The organism is Proteinivorax hydrogeniformans (genome assembly GCF_040515995.1).
GTDB lineage: Bacteria > Bacillota > Proteinivoracia > Proteinivoracales > Proteinivoracaceae > Proteinivorax > Proteinivorax hydrogeniformans.
This window is the reverse complement of the sequence record NZ_CP159485.1, coordinates 125,469-141,108: the sequence shown is the minus strand read 5'-3', so window position 1 is coordinate 141,108 and position 15,640 is coordinate 125,469. Positions and strand designations below refer to the sequence as shown.

The window sequence follows — 15,640 nt, the reverse complement described above, 5'->3', positions numbered from 1 at the left end:
ATCACTCCTTTTTTAATTTCTAAGTCTTTCTCTAATCACTTCTGCTCTTTTTATATCACGTTGCTTTTCGCTTAGTTTTTGTCCATAAAGCTTTTGCAAATATCCTGGTCTTATAAGTACGATTAACTCCTTAAAAATCTGAGAACTTTCCTTGTCTAACAATTGTAAATCTATACCTAACTTAACTTGTGATAAAAGTTCTAAAGCTTCTTTAGATGAGATTGTATAGGCATTTGAAAGCACACCATAGGCCCTGTGTACTTTATCTTTTATTTCAATCTTTTTTTCATTTAACAGCCACTTTCTAGCATTATGCTCATGGTCGATAATTTGTTTAGTGACACGCTTGATGTTGTCAATTATTTCTTCTTCTCTTTGACCTAAGGTTATCTGATTTGATATCTGGAGTATATTTCCAGCAGCCTCTGAACCTTCTCCGTAAATTCCTCGTACTGCAAGCCCCAACTGGGATACTGCTGTTAACACTTTGTTTATTTGTTTTGTGAGGACTAGACCTGGTAAGTGCACCATAACTGAAGCCCTTAAACCTGTACCCACATTAGTTGGGCAGGATGTAAGATATCCCTTTTCCTCATTAAATCCATAGTTAAGTTTTTGTTCTAAAGCATCATCAAGCTCATCTGCCTTTTTCCTAGCTTCTTCTAGCTCAAAACCTGGTAAAAGCACTTGTATTCTAATGTGATCTTCTTCGTTTACCATAATACTTGCTGACTCATCCTTGTTTAGCCACAAACCACTATCCTTATTATCATTAACCAGCTGCATACTTATTAAATGCTTTTCCATTAAAGCTTGCCTGTCCTCTAAACTCAAATTTTTTCTGCTTAGATAAGAAAAATCTTTTTGACCTTCCATAGCATCTCTAACTAGCTCAACCACTTTTGACTGATCTGTACTATCAGCTAAAAAAGGGAAGGGTATATCATTTAGATTTCTAGCTAGTCTGATTCTACTACTAAGAACTACCTCACTGGTTTTTCCTTCTTGCTCTTGAATCCATCTACTTAGGTTTTTATCTATAAATCCCTTTAAAGACATTACCTATGCACCTCCCCCTTGAGTTAGTTCAGACTCCAACGCCTTGATTTTATCTCTAAGTACCGCTGCATCTTCGAACTTTTCTTCAATAACATAGCGGTTTAGGCTTTCTCTTAACTTTTCAATTTCCCTCTTTAATTTTATATCCCCACCTGAACGCTTAGGAACTTTTCCATTGTGGCTAGATCTTCCCTGTACTCTTTTGAGGAGTGGATTTAACCGCGCTCCAAAAGTTTGATAGCATTGAGTACAACCAAGCCTACCAATTTTTGCAAACTGCATTTCTGTTAAACCACAGTTTTTACATATGCCGGCGTTAGAAGTAGTAGTCTGCCCCTTAACATTGGGCATCTCCTCTAGATCTAAAAGCCCAGCTAAAAGCTGATGAACAGAAAACGGTTGCTGTCCATCAAAGTCAAGGTCACCACGTTGTTCGGCGCAACTTTCACAAAGCTTTAACTCAATTTTTTCCCCGTTAATTATTTTCGTAAAGTGTACAGTGGCTTGCTTTTTTTTACACTCTTGACACACCATACAAACACCCCCTAACTAAGTTTACAAACATAGACAATTGCACTTTTTAAGATTTTCCCTCTAATTATATCTCGAGCCGGCAAAGGTAAATCTAAAGTTGAAGCTGCAGTTGCTTCTACTAATATGTTGCCTTCCCTCTGGGTAAATATACCCTGTTCAACTAGCCTTGAAATTATATTTTGGCTTTGTTTTTGGGTAACTCCCTTTTCTAGCATATACGAAATTTCCTCTAAAACTGTTTGACCTTTAGAGGAAATTTTTGTTATTCTTATAAACCCACCTCCACCTCTTTGGCTTTCCACTTTATAGCCTTTCTCAGTAGAGAATCTGGTTTGTAGAACATAGTTTATTTGTGAAGGTGCGCAGTTTAAAAGAATAGCCATTTCATTTCTTTTAAAAACCGCAACATGATTTTTATTTAATAGGTCTAATATATACTTCTCCACCCTACCTGCAACACTTGCCAAGCTCAACACTCCTTTGTCTGACTTTCTTTGACCTTCCTTGTTTCTATTTTATTAACATCCTGATTAATTGTCAAGAGGTTCAAAAAAAATTTTCACCCTCTCAAGTATATTTTTCCTAGAAATGCTTAAGGATACGGTAACATTAGGATTTACTACCTGCACAACTCTAGTATCAGCTAGGATACTTAAATAATGATAGCTTTTGGTAAAAGAAAACCCGCATATTTCCATTAGAAGTTGGCACCATTGGTTTGCAGCCTTATGTATAGCTTTATCAATGCTGTAATCACTACAAAGTATTTCATAAGAATCCTCAGAGATAACCATTGGATTTTTTAAGCTATCTAACATCATTTTCGAGCAACTAAAAGTTAACTCACCGCTACATTCTATTCCTGTTCCCCCCACCTGCCCGTAGCCTTGTATGGCTTTAATTCCCCCGAGGGCTAATAGACTTCCTGGGTAAAATATTGGAAGTAGCACTTTGCTATTTTTTTTTATGCTAGGACAGTCTAACTTGCCTCCATGGCTTTCTGGAACTCCAGTACTAATTGGAGCTTCTGGCGTGTTTCCTAGAATAGAGATAAAGGGAGATATTTCTAAATCCTGGTTATCTACCTTCACTTTTTGGTCATTTAAGTGGTACAAATACTTTGTTGAATTTTCAACTTTTTCTCCTAAAACCCCTAAATCCTTCAAAACTACAGATGCTCCCATGGTGTCAAGTTTAATCTCGTGTATATCCACTACTAAAGTCTCATTTGGACTGGTAGATTTTATGTAAAATGGTCCAGTAGCTGGATTTAACTTGTCCACCTTTAGTTTGTCTAAAAACAAGGTTTCACCTTCTACTTGACCATTAAAAGTATCTGAAACCTCAACTATTGCTTTTTCTCCCAAGTGCAGTGAAGCTATAGGCATAGTCTTTTGGTCAAACTTATGCATGGTTTTTACTTTCATAATCTCCCCTCCTATAGCCCATTATATCATAACATTCTAAATATTTTATTATAATTAAAGCCACTAAAAATTAGCGGCTTTAATCATAACTATAAAATTTTACTTAAAAATTCCTGAGTCCTTTGTTGCTGAGGATTATCAAAAATCTGCTCAGGGGTGCCCTCTTCCACTATCTTACCTTCATCGATATATACAACTCTATCGGCAACCTCTTTTGCAAAGCCCATTTCATGTGTCACTACGGCCATAGTCATCCCCTCTTTAGCTAAATCTTTCATTACTTGCAGTACTTCTCCGACTAACTCCGGATCTAATGCGGAAGTCGGTTCATCAAATAACATTATTTCTGGCTCCATTGCCAATGATCTAGCTATCGCCACTCTTTGTTGTTGCCCTCCAGAAAGCTGTGCTGGATATTGATTGTCTTTATCAGCAAGACCAACTTTTGCTAGCAACCCTTGAGCTAGCACCTTGGCATTTTCTTTGCTAGTTCCCTTAACTTGAGTAGGACCTTCCATTACATTTTCAATTACTGATTTATGGGGAAATAGGTTAAAGCGCTGAAATACCATACCTACTTTTTGTCTAATTTGGTTGATGTTTTCTCCGTTTCCTAGTGTTTCTCCCTGAATTGTTATATCACCTTTTTGATATTGTTCTAATAAATTTATGCAACGCAGAAGAGTACTTTTGCCTGACCCACTTGCACCTATAATTACTACTACCTCCTGTTCCTTGATATCTAGGTTTATATCTTTAAGTACATGTAATTTACCAAACCACTTATTTAAGTTTTCGATTTTAATCAAGCTTTTTGCACCTACCTTTCATTTGAAAAAAACTTATTCTCCATAACCCTTACTATATAAGTTATTACAGTAGTTAGCACCCAGTATATTAGGCCTGCAGTCAAGTAAAACCTAAGGTCATGAGCACTTGCTACGTGCGTCCTTGTAACTTGTAGAATCTCCCGTACTCCTATAACTGTAGCAAGAGATGAATCCTTTAAGGCTATACTAAACTGATTTGCAAGTGGTGGAATAGCTCGTTTAAAGGCCTGTGGCAAAATAATCCTTCTCATTGCTTGCCAATGGGTCATACCTAAGGAGCGGGCTGCTTCCATTTGTCCTTTAGATATTGATTCAATAGAACCTCTAAATATCTCAGCTATATAAGCTCCATTATGGACAGCTAGAGCAAAGGCAGCAGCCTCCATCCGACCAAAATTGATTACTATCCTTACAACGTTATAAAAAACTATGATTTGGAGCAACAAAGGTGTCCCTCGTATAATACTAATATAAGCGTTTGCTAATATATTTAGGACTTTAAACTTTGAGATTTTTAAAAATGCGAAAAACAGGCCTAAGACTGTTCCTAGCAAAATCCCTATAGCGGTTATTTGAAAGGTTAGCATTATAGCATCAGGATATAACGCAAAGCTTTCAAATAAAAATGAAAACCAATCTTTGACTGAATAAATAAATTCTGATATCAAATTAGCACCCCCGTTTGAAGCTTAGACGATACGTCTAGGCATATTTACTCCTATATTAAATTTTATTCCCTCTATGCACCCCATAGAGGGAATAAAATTTAGACTACCTTTTATCTTGGCTCACTTATATCTGTTCCAAAGTAACTGTTTGAAATCTCTTTATATGTTCCATCTTCCATCATATCTTCTAAAGCCTGATTAACGGCTTTTACTAGTTCGTCGTCTCCTTGACGAAAAGCAACTGCCATCTCTTCAGTGTAAAGGAATTCTCCTGCAGGCCTAAAATCAAAGCCTTGCTCTTCGATATTTATTATTCCCACAAGGTAGTCGGTAACTATTGCATCTACATCACCACTATCTAATTGTCTAAGAACTTCAGCGTCATCTTCTAATGGTACTATCTCAGCACCTGTTTCGGCCACAACGTCCTCAAAGGTAGTTCCTATTACCACTGCTACTTGATGGCTGTCTGTAATGTCATCAATGCCGTTTATATCAGAGTCCTCTCTGACAAATATCTGGGCACCGGAATAATAATACGGATTTGAAAAAGATACATTTTCTTTCCGGTCCTCTGTAATAGCCATACTGCCTAGTATTCCATCAAAGTCTCCTGTTTGAAGCCCAAAAATCAAACCATCAAATGGCGCTGTAACGGGCTTGGATTCGACATTTAGCCTGTTTGCAACTTCTTCGGCAATTTCTACATCAAATCCAACTAGTTCACCATCATCATTATAATAATTAAAAGGTGGATAACCACCACTCATAGAAAACTCGATATAACCTCTCTCCATCACTTCATCATAAGTACCTCCCTCTGATGAACAAGCAGTCATTCCCACCATCAATAAAAGAACAAACACTACCCCAAAACTCTTTTTCACAAAACTCATTACTATATAAAACCTCCTAGTTATTTTTTGGTAAAAAAGGGTTATAAAAAAGCACTCTAGTCTCATAAAGAGACTAGAGTGCTTGGATTTCGTCTTTCGACTAGCCCAGACCATAAACTTAAGTTTATAGTCTAACCTTGGCCCCCACAGAGCCAAGATAAAGCCACTTTTCCCCTGGAAAGTTTTTCACAGCTTAGCTCGGTTGTTTAGCTAACTAACTATAGTCTACTTAAATAAGCATACCCCAGCTCATTAGCCACCTACTACAAACTGATACTTCACAAACCACTTTTTTACCTTTTGTGGTAAAAATTATACCATGAAGGTAAATGAAAGTCAAACACTTTTTTACTTTAAAGCGTCTTTATATGGAGCATACACATTGCCTGAGTTCCATAGTATATAATCATTAATACCTAGGTCACGGCCAGCTTCAATTTGTAACCTAACTTCCTCTGGTCCATAAGCTGGCTCACCCATAGTAAAAGCCTGCAGCCAAGGTATGATTTCAACATCACTGTTAACTTCCTCTAACCTTTCCTGAAACTCTTCTAAAGCATAGTTAACCGTTTCATAAGGATGAGCATTGTTATTTTCTAGACCGTAATTATTATGATTATAGTGAGAAGGATAAACCATAGGGTATATTGCATCTAGGCCTTCTGCAGAAACAAGAGTTTCTAAGTGCTGTCCTATGCCCATATCTCCAGTCGTATGGCCTATCATACCGAATATGTCAGCTGTTACATCTACATCGTACTCTTCAAGCCTTGACGCCGCATATTCTGCAAAAGTTTTTATAACGATTGACTTGCTGTATTCTTCATCTTCATCTAAATGATTTTCAATAAAGGCTTCTTTATGTGGGTAAACTAAGCCGCCTTTATTTGGAAACCTGATGTAGTCAAACTGAATTTCCTGAAATCCTAGCTCAGCAGCTTCGATAGCAACATCTATAACGTAATCCCAAACCTCTTCGCTATGAGGGTCCCCCCACTTAACATTACTACCTCCTTCCACCCAAGTTCCTCCATTAGGATCTTGAATAGCTAAATCGGGTCTTTCTCTCCCTAGGTTTCCGTCTTTAAAGACAACCACCCTAGCTAGTGGATAAATATCATTCTCCACTAGCCTTTCCATAGCTTCTTCCATTGACGAAACTTTGTTTTTATTAGCTCCTATGTCCAAAGCAAACTCAACCTCTGTATCAAGGTATGATATATCACCATGATCATCTTTAACATCTATAACCATTGTGTTTAACTCGGTGTCGTTTATAAGCTCTATCAACTCCGTAAATCGAGTTGGATGCCCCACTGAATTGCCTGTTAAGTATATTCCCTTAAGATCTTCTGGGCGACTTACTTGAGGAGTTTTAGGCTCTTCTTTTTCTTCTTTTTCCTCTTCAGTTTCTCCTTGATTTTCATCTTCTACTGGGTTTTCGATACTTCCATTTTCATCTAGATCTGTATCTTGATTTTCTGGCGGTGTTGACTGAGTACATGCAGGTAATATTAAAACTGCTACAAGGGTGATTAGTAAAATTTTTGTTAATTTCAAGCTTCTCCATCTCCTCTTTTATAAATTTACATAACTATATTATACCTTAAGTTTTTCTAAAAGTAAGCTGTAAATTTTTACACTACAGCTCACAGTATTAGTATTCTATCATAGGCTTGGCTTTCCCTTTAATTGCTTCTATTAAAGTCAAAGGATTATTAAAACAGCACACACAAAAAAAACTGCTGATTAAGTCAAAATCAGCAGTTTTAAAAAAATTAATCTAGTATTTTAATTTCCACTCTACCAACTCCATGAGGGCGAAGTCCAATTTCCTTAGCAGCAGCTTCTGATAAGTCAATTATTCTATTATCAGCAAAGGGTCCTCTATCATTTATTCTGACGACTACGCTACGACCGGTCTGTAAGAACGTAACCTGTACTCTAGTTCCAAAAGGAAGATAACGATGAGCAGCAGTCAAGGCATTTTTATCATATGTCTCGCCACTTGCAGTACCATTGCCATGAAATTTAGAACCATACCAAGACGCAACTCCAACATAACCAGCTGAATTACTTGATCCTCCCCTAGATGCAACCATGTTCCGTTGATTTGCATAAACTTTTGCATCCTTAGGTTGGGTAACTACCTCTTTTTCTAGAACAGTTCGCTCTTTTTCCTCTCCATCATGATAAACGATTTCATAAGTTACTTCTTTAACCCCTTTTTTGCCAGCTATGACAGTTCTACTTGAACCTGGTGGCAAACTCCTATCAATATACATTTCCGACTGGTAAGGGATGTTTTTAGATTCAGTAACTACCTTCCTATCAACTCTAGTAATCTCTATGTTATTTATATCTTTTAATTCTTTATCTAGCGGAACTGCTATAATATCTTCATCATTTAAAGTTATATCTTGTTCTTTTAGTAGCTCCTCTACATTAAGTGCCCAGCTTATTGTTTCTTTTACTTGCCCGTCCACAAAAATTTTTACTTTTGAACCCTCTTTAATCGCTATATAGTCGGTTTTTAACTGTTCATCCAACGACGGATAAACCTTATGTTTTTCACTTAAAGTTATATTTGCTTCATTAACGATATTCTTCACCTTGGTTTCACTAGTCTTCAAGGTAACGGGTCCTTCTTCTGTTAAAATAGTAACCTCCTGTTGTCCAACAGACATAGAGCTTGTTGCAACGGCAGTAGTAACTGCAAGGGTCCCACTTAATAACAGGGTTTTTACTTTAGACATTTAAACTCACCTCATATAATTATATGACAAATATTTATAAAAAATGTTTTTTAACTTTACTATAGGTACTATTGTTGACTCTAAACTAACAACATATTCAACCATCTTGTTTGCGTGGTATGTAAACAGTAAGTTTTCCATTAAACAAAGTTAAAAGGCACTGCTATATATTTTAGCAATGCCTTTAATGTCAGATTTTATGGCTCCTCAGGTAGGATTTGAACCTACAACCTACCGGTTAACAGCCGGTTGCTCCACCGTTGAGCTACTGAGGAACATTTTAACCCAGCGACGTCCTACTCTTCCAGGGGGTAAACCCCAAGTACCATCGGCGCTGAAGAGCTTAACTGCGGTGTTCGAGATGGGAACCGGTGGATCCTCTTCGCTTTTGTCACTGGATAAATTACCATAAGGAATAAAACTAAGTCATTATCTAAACTAAGTTGGTCAAGTCCTCGACTTATTAGTACCGGTCAGCTAAAGGTATTACTACCTGTACACCTCCGGCCTATCTACCAGATAGTCTATCTGGAGTCTTACTTGGACAAGCCAATGGGAAGTCTTATCTTGAGGGTGGCTTCGCGCTTAGATGCTTTCAGCGCTTATCCGTGCCGAACTTAGCTACCCAGCACTGCCACTGGCGTGACAACTGGTACACTAGAGGTTCGTCCATCCCGGTCCTCTCGTACTAAGGACAGATCCTCTCAAACTTCCTGCGCCCGCGACAGATAGGGACCGAACTGTCTCACGACGTTCTGAACCCAGCTCGCGTACCGCTTTAATGGGCGAACAGCCCAACCCTTGGGACCTACTACAGCCCCAGGATGCGATGAGCCGACATCGAGGTGCCAAACCTCCCCGTCGATGTGAACTCTTGGGGGAGATAAGCCTGTTATCCCCGGGGTAGCTTTTATCCGTTGAGCGACGGCCCTTCCACTCGGTACCGCCGGGTCACTAAGCCCGACTTTCGTCCCTGCTCGACTTGTAGGTCTCGCAGTCAAGCCTCCTTATGCCTTTGCACTCTACGAATGATTTCCAACCATTCTGAGGAGACCTTGGGGCGCCTCCGTTACTCTTTGGGAGGCGACCGCCCCAGTCAAACTGCCCACCTGACACTGTCCTAAAACCGGATTACGGTTTCTAGTTAGAATTCCAACATTCACAGGGTGGTATCCCACTTTAGGCTCCTAGAAGACTAGCGTCCTCTATTCTCAGCCTCCCACCTATGCTGTACAGTCAATGCCAAAATCCAATATCAGGCTACAGTAAAGCTCCACGGGGTCTTTCCGTCTTGTCGCGGGTAACCTGCATCTTCACAGGTACTACAATTTCACCGGGTCCTTCGTTGAGACAGCGCCCAAGTCGTTGCGCCTTTCGTGCGGGTCGGAACTTACCCGACAAGGAATTTCGCTACCTTAGGACCGTTATAGTTACGGCCGCCGTTTACTGGGGCTTCGACACTCAACTCAAAACCTATACTTTATACTAAGTATCTAGTAACACTTAATCTTCTTCGCTTGCGCGGATAACACGTTCCCTTAACCTTCCAGCACCGGGCAGGCGTCAGCCCCTATACTTCATCTTTCGATTTAGCAGAGACCTGTGTTTTTGATAAACAGTCGCTTGGGCCTATTCACTGCGGCCTCCTCTCGCTCAGTACGGATGTACTTCACAATATCGAGGCACCCCTTCTCCCGAAGTTACGGGGTCATTTTGCCGAGTTCCTTAACGAAGGTTCTCCCGAGCGCCTTAGGATTCTCTCCTCACCTACCTGTGTCGGTTTACGGTACGGGCACCGCGCTTCTTGTTAGAGGCTTTTCTTGGCAGTGTAGGATCAGTTAGTTCCCCTAAATTGGGTCCTCTTAACCTCTCAGAATAGATAGAGGCGGATTTGCCTACCTCTAATCCCTACTGGCTTGAACGCACTAATCCATCAGTGCGATAACCTACCTTACTGCGTCACCCCATCACTCAAACAAAGCTTGGTGGCACTGGAATATCTACCAGTTGTCCATCGCCTACGCCTTTCGGCCTCGGCTTAGGTCCCGGCTTACCCTGAGCGGACGAACCTTCCTCAGGAAACCTTAGGTTTTCGGCGGAGATGATTCTCACATCTCTTTTCGTTACTTATATCAGCATTCTCACTTCTAAGCGCTCCACTGCTCCTTACGGTACAGCTTCGCCGCACTTAGAACGCTCCCCTACCAGTATTACTACTCCATTGCTTCGGTGGTAAGCTTTAGCCCCGGACATTTTCGGCGCAGGATCACTTGACCAGTGAGCTATTACGCACTCTTTAAATGGTGGCTGCTTCTAAGCCAACATCCTGGTTGTCTAAGCAATCCCACATCCTTTTCCACTTAGCTTACACTTTGGGACCTTAACAGATGGTCTGGGCTGTTTCCCTCTCGACTATGGACCTTATCACCCATAGTCTGACTCCCAAGGTCAAAATATATGGCATTCGGAGTTTGACTGAGTTCGGTAACCTGGGTTAGGCCCCTAGCTCAATCAGTGCTCTACCTCCACTATTCATCCTTGAGGCTAGCCCTAAAGCTATTTCGGGGAGAACCAGCTATCTCCGAGTTCGTTTGGCATTTCACCGCTACCCACAGCTCATCCCCTAATTTTTCAACATTAGTGGGTTCGGGCCTCCATTTTGTGTTACCAAAACTTCACCCTGGCCATGGGTAGGTCACTCGGGTTCGGGTCTACACATACAAACTAGTCGCCCTATTAAGACTCGCTTTCGCTACGGCTCCATGGCTTTACCATTTAACCTCGCTTGCAAATGTAACTCGCTGATCCATTATACAAAAGGTACGCCATCACCCGCTTATGGGGCTCTGACTGTTTGTAGGCACACGGTTTCAGGTTCTATTTCATCCCCCGCCTGGGGTACTTTTCACCTTTCCCTCACGGTACTTGTTCACTATCGGTCGCTGGGTAGTATTTAGCCTTTGGAGGTGGTCCTCCTAGATTCTTACGGGGTTTCTCGTGTCCCGCAATACTCGGGTGGCTACTTGGATAGATTAAAGCTTTTCGGCTACAGGACTTTCACCTTGTGTCGTTTGGGTTCCCAACCAATTCGCCTAAACTTTAATTTTGTAACTATCCCAAGTGACTGTATCCACTTGTAAAGTAACTCCCTCAACCCACTTTTAGCAACGCATACAGGCTTACACTAAAAGTGTTTAGGCTCTTCCCCTTTCGCTCGCCACTACTTAGGGAATCGAGTTTTCTTTCTCTTCCTCGGGGTACTTAGATGTTTCAGTTCCCCCGGTTGTCTCCTACCACCCTACTTGTTCAGGTGGTGGTACCACAGTATTAACTGTGGTGGGTTGCCCCATTCGGAAATCCGCGACTTAAAGCTTGCTTGCAGCTAATCGCGGCTTTTCGCAGCTCGCTACGTCCTTCTTCGACTCCCAGCGCCAAGGCATCCGCCGTGCGCCCTTTGTAACTTGACCTCGTTTTTCTCGTTTAAACATAATGAAATTGTATCTACCACGCTTTTTTATATCTCGGGTTGATACTTTCTTAGTTTTATCCTTATGGGTAATTTCAAAGATCGGTTGAAAGACTAGGTCTTTCAAAATTAAACAGCTATGCTACTAACCTTGAGGTTAAAGCTCCTTAGAAAGGAGGTGATCCAGCCGCACCTTCCGATACGGCTACCTTGTTACGACTTCACCCCAATCATTCGCCCCACCTTCGACGGTTGCCTCCTAAAAGGTTGGCTCACCGGCTTCGGGTGTTGCAAACTTTCGTGGTGTGACGGGCGGTGTGTACAAGGCCCGGGAACGCATTCACCGCGATATGCTGACTCGCGATTACTAGCAACTCCGACTTCATGCAGGCGAGTTGCAGCCTGCAATCCGAACTGAGACCTGATTTAAAGGATTCGCTCCAGATCGCTCCTTCGCTTCCCGTTGTTCAGGCCATTGTAGCACGTGTGTAGCCCAGGACATAAGGGGCATGATGATTTGACGTCATCCCCACCTTCCCCCGGTTTGTCACCGGCAGTCTCCTTAGAGTGCCCAGCTTAACCTGCTGGCAACTAAGAATAAGGGTTGCGCTCGTTACGGGACTTAACCCAACATCTCACGACACGAGCTGACGACAACCATGCACCACCTGTCTCTCTGCCTCAAAAGAGGACGACTTTATCTCTAAAGCCTTCAGAGGATGTCAAGCCCTGGTAAGGTTCTTCGCGTTGCGTCGAATTAAACCACATGCTCCGCTGCTTGTGCGGGCCCCCGTCAATTCCTTTGAGTTTCAACCTTGCGGTCGTACTCCCCAGGCGGGGCACTTAGTGCGTTAACTGCGGCACAGAGGGTATCTAAACCCCCTACACCTAGTGCCCAGCGTTTACGGCGTGGACTACCAGGGTATCTAATCCTGTTCGCTCCCCACGCTTTCGCATCTCAGTGTCAGGTACAGTCCAGAAAGTCGCCTTCGCCACTGGTGTTCCTCCTAATATCTACGCATTTCACCGCTACACTAGGAATTCCACTTTCCTCTCCTGTCCTCAAGTTTGACAGTTTCAAATGCAATACGGGGTTAAGCCCCGCAGTTTAACATCTGACTTATCAAACCACCTACATGCTCTTTACGCCCAGTAATTCCGGACAACGCTCGCCCCCTACGTATTACCGCGGCTGCTGGCACGTAGTTAGCCGGGGCTTCCTCTTGAGGTACTGTCATTTTATTCATCCCTCATAACAGAAGTTTACGATCCGAAAACCTTCATCCTTCACGCGGCATTGCTGCGTCAGGGTTGCCCCCATTGCGCAATATCCCCCACTGCTGCCTCCCGTAGGAGTCTGGGCCGTGTCTCAGTCCCAGTGTGGCTGATCGTCCTCTCAGACCAGCTATCCATCGTTGCCTTGGTAGGCCGTTACCCTACCAACTAGCTAATGAAGCGCGGGCCCATCCTTTAGCGATAAATCTTTCTTCTTTTAATCAGGTGATTAAAAGAAGGTATCCGGTATTAACATCAGTTTCCCGATGGTATCCCGATCTAAAGGGCAGGTTGCCCACGTGTTACGCACCCGTCCGCCACTAGGTCCATTAAGAGCAAGCTCTCAATTTCCCTCGTTCGACTTGCATGTGTGAGGCATGCCGCCAGCGTTCGTCCTGAGCCAGGATCAAACTCTCCATAAAAGAATCTATGAAAAGCTAAAATTTAGCTCAACTTACTTAAATAATAAAAAAGAAATTAACTTTAAACCTTACTGGCTTTTGCATTAGCTGTTCAATTTTCAAAGACCTAATTTGTTTGCCGCCGTGTTTCAGCGACAAGTAATACTATACCATTTATTCGTTTTTGTGTCAACAACTTTTTTATTTTTTTAAAAAGCTGTTGAATATTTTTGCCGCCGCTTGTTTCAGCGACAGTTATATACTTTACCATCATTTTTACCAAAGGTCAAGAGATTATTCGTGGGAATATATGGGGCTTTCTTTGTGGTCAGCAGATAGCAGGTAGCGGATAGGAAAACCTAAAACCAGTTGGATGGTTGGATGGTTGGATAGTTGGATAGGAAAACCTAGACCCTAATGATGACCTAAAACAACGCCCTAAATGACGCCTAAATGGCGTAGGGGAGCAGTGTCTGCTCCCGAACATTATGTCCCACGTATCTCAGTGGGACGGTTCTTCCTTACATATATGGTAGCAAATCCATACCCAAATGAAAAACCTAGGGACAATGGGAACTGGTATGCTGTCCCCATCGGTTCACAATGGGACTGTCGTACCTGTCCCCTCTGTCCCGAGATGGCATGGCCTAGATGGAACAACCCCAAATGGCTTAGGGGAGAGCGCCTCCTCCCTAACATTATGTCCCACGTATCTCAGTGGGACGGTTCTTCCTAACATATATGGCAACTAACCAAAGACTGGCTACGAACTTAAAAACAGCGCTTCCAATCAGAAGCGCTGTTTTATCTTTCAATATTATGTTGGTTTATTTCAGAATGCGTGATACATTTTTGTATATAAGAATAGCTACTAAACTATTAAGCGCCCCTTTAATTAAATTAAAGGGAACTATAATCGTTAACAAAAAACTCCATTCAACTGGCATACCCCAAAGCGGTAAAATTATAAACTTGTTGGAAAGAAGGCCTATACAAGCCATCACAACTGTAGCTAGTACTACGCCTAAAACTGCATTTCTCTTGCTTTTATTAAGCTTATAGATGGCACTTGCTGTTACTACAAACGAGCTTCCTACGATAAAATTAGAAAGTTCCCCAACTCCACCGGTTGACGTTTTTGTGAGAAAATCCAAGATATTCCTTAGCAGAACAACTATAACTCCAGCTATAGGTCCAAAAGCAAAGCCCGCTATTAATGCAGGAAGTTCCGCGATATCAATTTTCAAAAACTCCGGAAAAAAAGGCAACGGCATTCTAATAAAAGTTAAAAGATAGGAAATAGCCGCTAAAAGCGAAAGCTTAACCAAGAAATTCGTGTTAATCCTCTCATTTTGTCTCAAGATTTTCATAAGATATTCCTCCTATATTTTAAATAGGAAAATAAAATAAACCCCTGATATATATCAGGGGTAAAATACGCAACATTAAAATTATACACAAAAGTATATAAAAGTAATCTTCTTCCATCCAGACTCTACTGTCGGCTCTGGAATCTAACCAGATCAGCTCTTGATTTTCAAGAGGTAGCGGGCTTTACCGCCGGTCGGGAATTTCACCCTGCCCTGAAGATATATATCAGTTATTTAGTTTTCCTTTACATAAATTATATCATATTTTTATCCTTTGACAATAGCATACTTAAAATTTTCACTATATTTTAAGGTGTGCTTTTTCTCCCAAGCCGTTTTGGTTATTCCGTAAATATTAAAATCATGTGGTTCTCCATTGACTAACTCCCACTCCTTTAATGTAGCTTCAGGACGGAACCCTAGCCTTTGTGGAACTTTGTTACTATCGCTGTTTACTACAGAGCAAACTATATTTACTCTATTTAGTTTTAAACTAAAAAAGGCGTACTCGATCATGTGTGGTAAAACTTTTGTAATAACACCTCTTTTTCTGTAGGCAAAATCTAGCCAGTACCCGGCATCTGCTTTTTTATTAGTTTTATCAATGTCAGTTAAACAAATTCCGCCTACAATTATGTTATTATAGAAAATTATACTATGTATATCTAATCCCTTAACGTTCCGAGAAAGCATCCTGTTCATAAACTTTTGGTAATCCCCAATACTACAAGTGGTGCCAATCCACGACATCCACTTTCCAAGGTCTTTTTGGTTTCTCTTTAGCACATTGAGTAAACCATCGAAATGAACTTGCTGAAGTAGCTCTAAGTGAATATTATCGTCAATTTTATATGTAAACACCTTTTTCACTCCTATTTTTTTAAAAGGTTATCCCTATAAAAAACTAGTTTTAGACTTCTTTTATTATTTATCAAAGTGTTGTTAATATACAGCTATA

General features: G+C 41.1%; 11 protein-coding genes, 1 tRNA gene, 3 rRNA genes and 1 riboswitch. All 15 genes read right to left on the bottom strand.

From position 1 onward, the window contains the following. Nucleotides 1–12: 12 nt before the first annotated feature. The gene (locus PRVXH_RS00685) at nt 13–1,059 is read right to left on the bottom strand and encodes a protein arginine kinase (RefSeq protein WP_353893401.1); all 1,047 of its coding nucleotides are present in this window, start codon (nt 1,057–1,059) and stop codon (nt 13–15) included. A gap of 3 nt (nt 1,060–1,062) precedes the next feature. Further along, nucleotides 1,063–1,593, bottom strand: a complete 531-nt coding sequence (locus PRVXH_RS00680) for a UvrB/UvrC motif-containing protein (protein WP_353893400.1) — start codon at nt 1,591–1,593, stop codon at nt 1,063–1,065. Nucleotides 1,594–1,604: 11 nt separating this feature from the next. After that, nucleotides 1,605–2,060, bottom strand: a complete 456-nt coding sequence (locus tag PRVXH_RS00675; RefSeq protein ID WP_353893399.1) for a CtsR family transcriptional regulator — start codon at nt 2,058–2,060, stop codon at nt 1,605–1,607. A gap of 63 nt (nt 2,061–2,123) precedes the next feature. Then, nucleotides 2,124–3,020 (bottom strand): acetamidase/formamidase family protein, encoded by an 897-nt coding sequence (locus PRVXH_RS00670; protein ID WP_353893398.1) that lies wholly within the window; start codon nt 3,018–3,020, stop codon nt 2,124–2,126. Nucleotides 3,021–3,109: 89 nt separating this feature from the next. Beyond that, nucleotides 3,110–3,829, bottom strand: a complete 720-nt coding sequence (locus PRVXH_RS00665; protein WP_353893397.1) for an amino acid ABC transporter ATP-binding protein — start codon at nt 3,827–3,829, stop codon at nt 3,110–3,112. Between the two features lie 11 nt (nt 3,830–3,840). Then, on the bottom strand, nt 3,841–4,518 hold the full coding sequence (locus tag PRVXH_RS00660) for an amino acid ABC transporter permease (RefSeq protein ID WP_353893396.1): 678 nt from the start codon (nt 4,516–4,518) through the stop codon (nt 3,841–3,843). 110 nt (nt 4,519–4,628) lie between these two features. Further along, nucleotides 4,629–5,414, bottom strand: coding sequence for a transporter substrate-binding domain-containing protein (locus PRVXH_RS00655; protein WP_353893395.1), 786 nt, complete (start codon nt 5,412–5,414; stop codon nt 4,629–4,631). Nucleotides 5,415–5,762: 348 nt separating this feature from the next. Beyond that, a complete protein-coding gene (locus tag PRVXH_RS00650; RefSeq protein WP_353893394.1) occupies nt 5,763–6,974 on the bottom strand; it encodes a putative glycoside hydrolase in 1,212 nt (403 codons plus the stop codon). A gap of 218 nt (nt 6,975–7,192) precedes the next feature. After that, nucleotides 7,193–8,170 carry a septal ring lytic transglycosylase RlpA family protein gene (locus PRVXH_RS00645; protein WP_353893393.1) on the bottom strand — a complete coding sequence of 326 codons (978 nt, stop codon included), beginning with the start codon at nt 8,168–8,170 and terminating at the stop codon, nt 7,193–7,195. Between the two features lie 200 nt (nt 8,171–8,370). After that, nucleotides 8,371–8,445: transfer RNA gene (locus PRVXH_RS00640), tRNA-Asn, on the bottom strand. A gap of 8 nt (nt 8,446–8,453) precedes the next feature. After that, nucleotides 8,454–8,569: ribosomal RNA gene (gene rrf, locus PRVXH_RS00635) — 5S ribosomal RNA — on the bottom strand. Nucleotides 8,570–8,613: 44 nt separating this feature from the next. Next, nucleotides 8,614–11,637 (bottom strand): 23S ribosomal RNA (locus PRVXH_RS00630). Between the two features lie 170 nt (nt 11,638–11,807). Then, a 16S ribosomal RNA gene (locus tag PRVXH_RS00625) occupies nt 11,808–13,333 on the bottom strand. The 16S, 23S and 5S rRNA genes sit together here with 1 tRNA gene alongside, the layout of an rRNA operon. 806 nt (nt 13,334–14,139) lie before the next feature. Then, nucleotides 14,140–14,682, bottom strand: coding sequence for an ECF transporter S component (locus PRVXH_RS00620; protein ID WP_353893392.1), 543 nt, complete (start codon nt 14,680–14,682; stop codon nt 14,140–14,142). 102 nt (nt 14,683–14,784) lie between these two features. Further along, nucleotides 14,785–14,907, bottom strand: a riboswitch (FMN riboswitch). Between the two features lie 42 nt (nt 14,908–14,949). Next, nucleotides 14,950–15,543, bottom strand: a complete 594-nt coding sequence (locus tag PRVXH_RS00615; RefSeq protein WP_353893391.1) for a GNAT family N-acetyltransferase — start codon at nt 15,541–15,543, stop codon at nt 14,950–14,952. Between the last annotated feature and the right edge of the window lie 97 nt (nt 15,544–15,640).

Excerpts from the sequence above, each read along its gene's own strand:
- PRVXH_RS00685 (WP_353893401.1), bottom strand. The coding sequence starts at position 1,059 with ATGTCTTTAAAGGGATTTATAGATAAAAACCTAAGTAGATGGATTCAA.
- PRVXH_RS00680 (WP_353893400.1), bottom strand. The coding sequence starts at position 1,593 with ATGGTGTGTCAAGAGTGTAAAAAAAAGCAAGCCACTGTACACTTTACG.
- PRVXH_RS00670 (WP_353893398.1), bottom strand. The coding sequence starts at position 3,020 with ATGAAAGTAAAAACCATGCATAAGTTTGACCAAAAGACTATGCCTATA.
- PRVXH_RS00655 (WP_353893395.1), bottom strand. The coding sequence starts at position 5,414 with ATGAGTTTTGTGAAAAAGAGTTTTGGGGTAGTGTTTGTTCTTTTATTG.
- PRVXH_RS00645 (WP_353893393.1), bottom strand. The coding sequence starts at position 8,170 with ATGTCTAAAGTAAAAACCCTGTTATTAAGTGGGACCCTTGCAGTTACT.
- PRVXH_RS00620 (WP_353893392.1), bottom strand. The coding sequence starts at position 14,682 with ATGAAAATCTTGAGACAAAATGAGAGGATTAACACGAATTTCTTGGTT.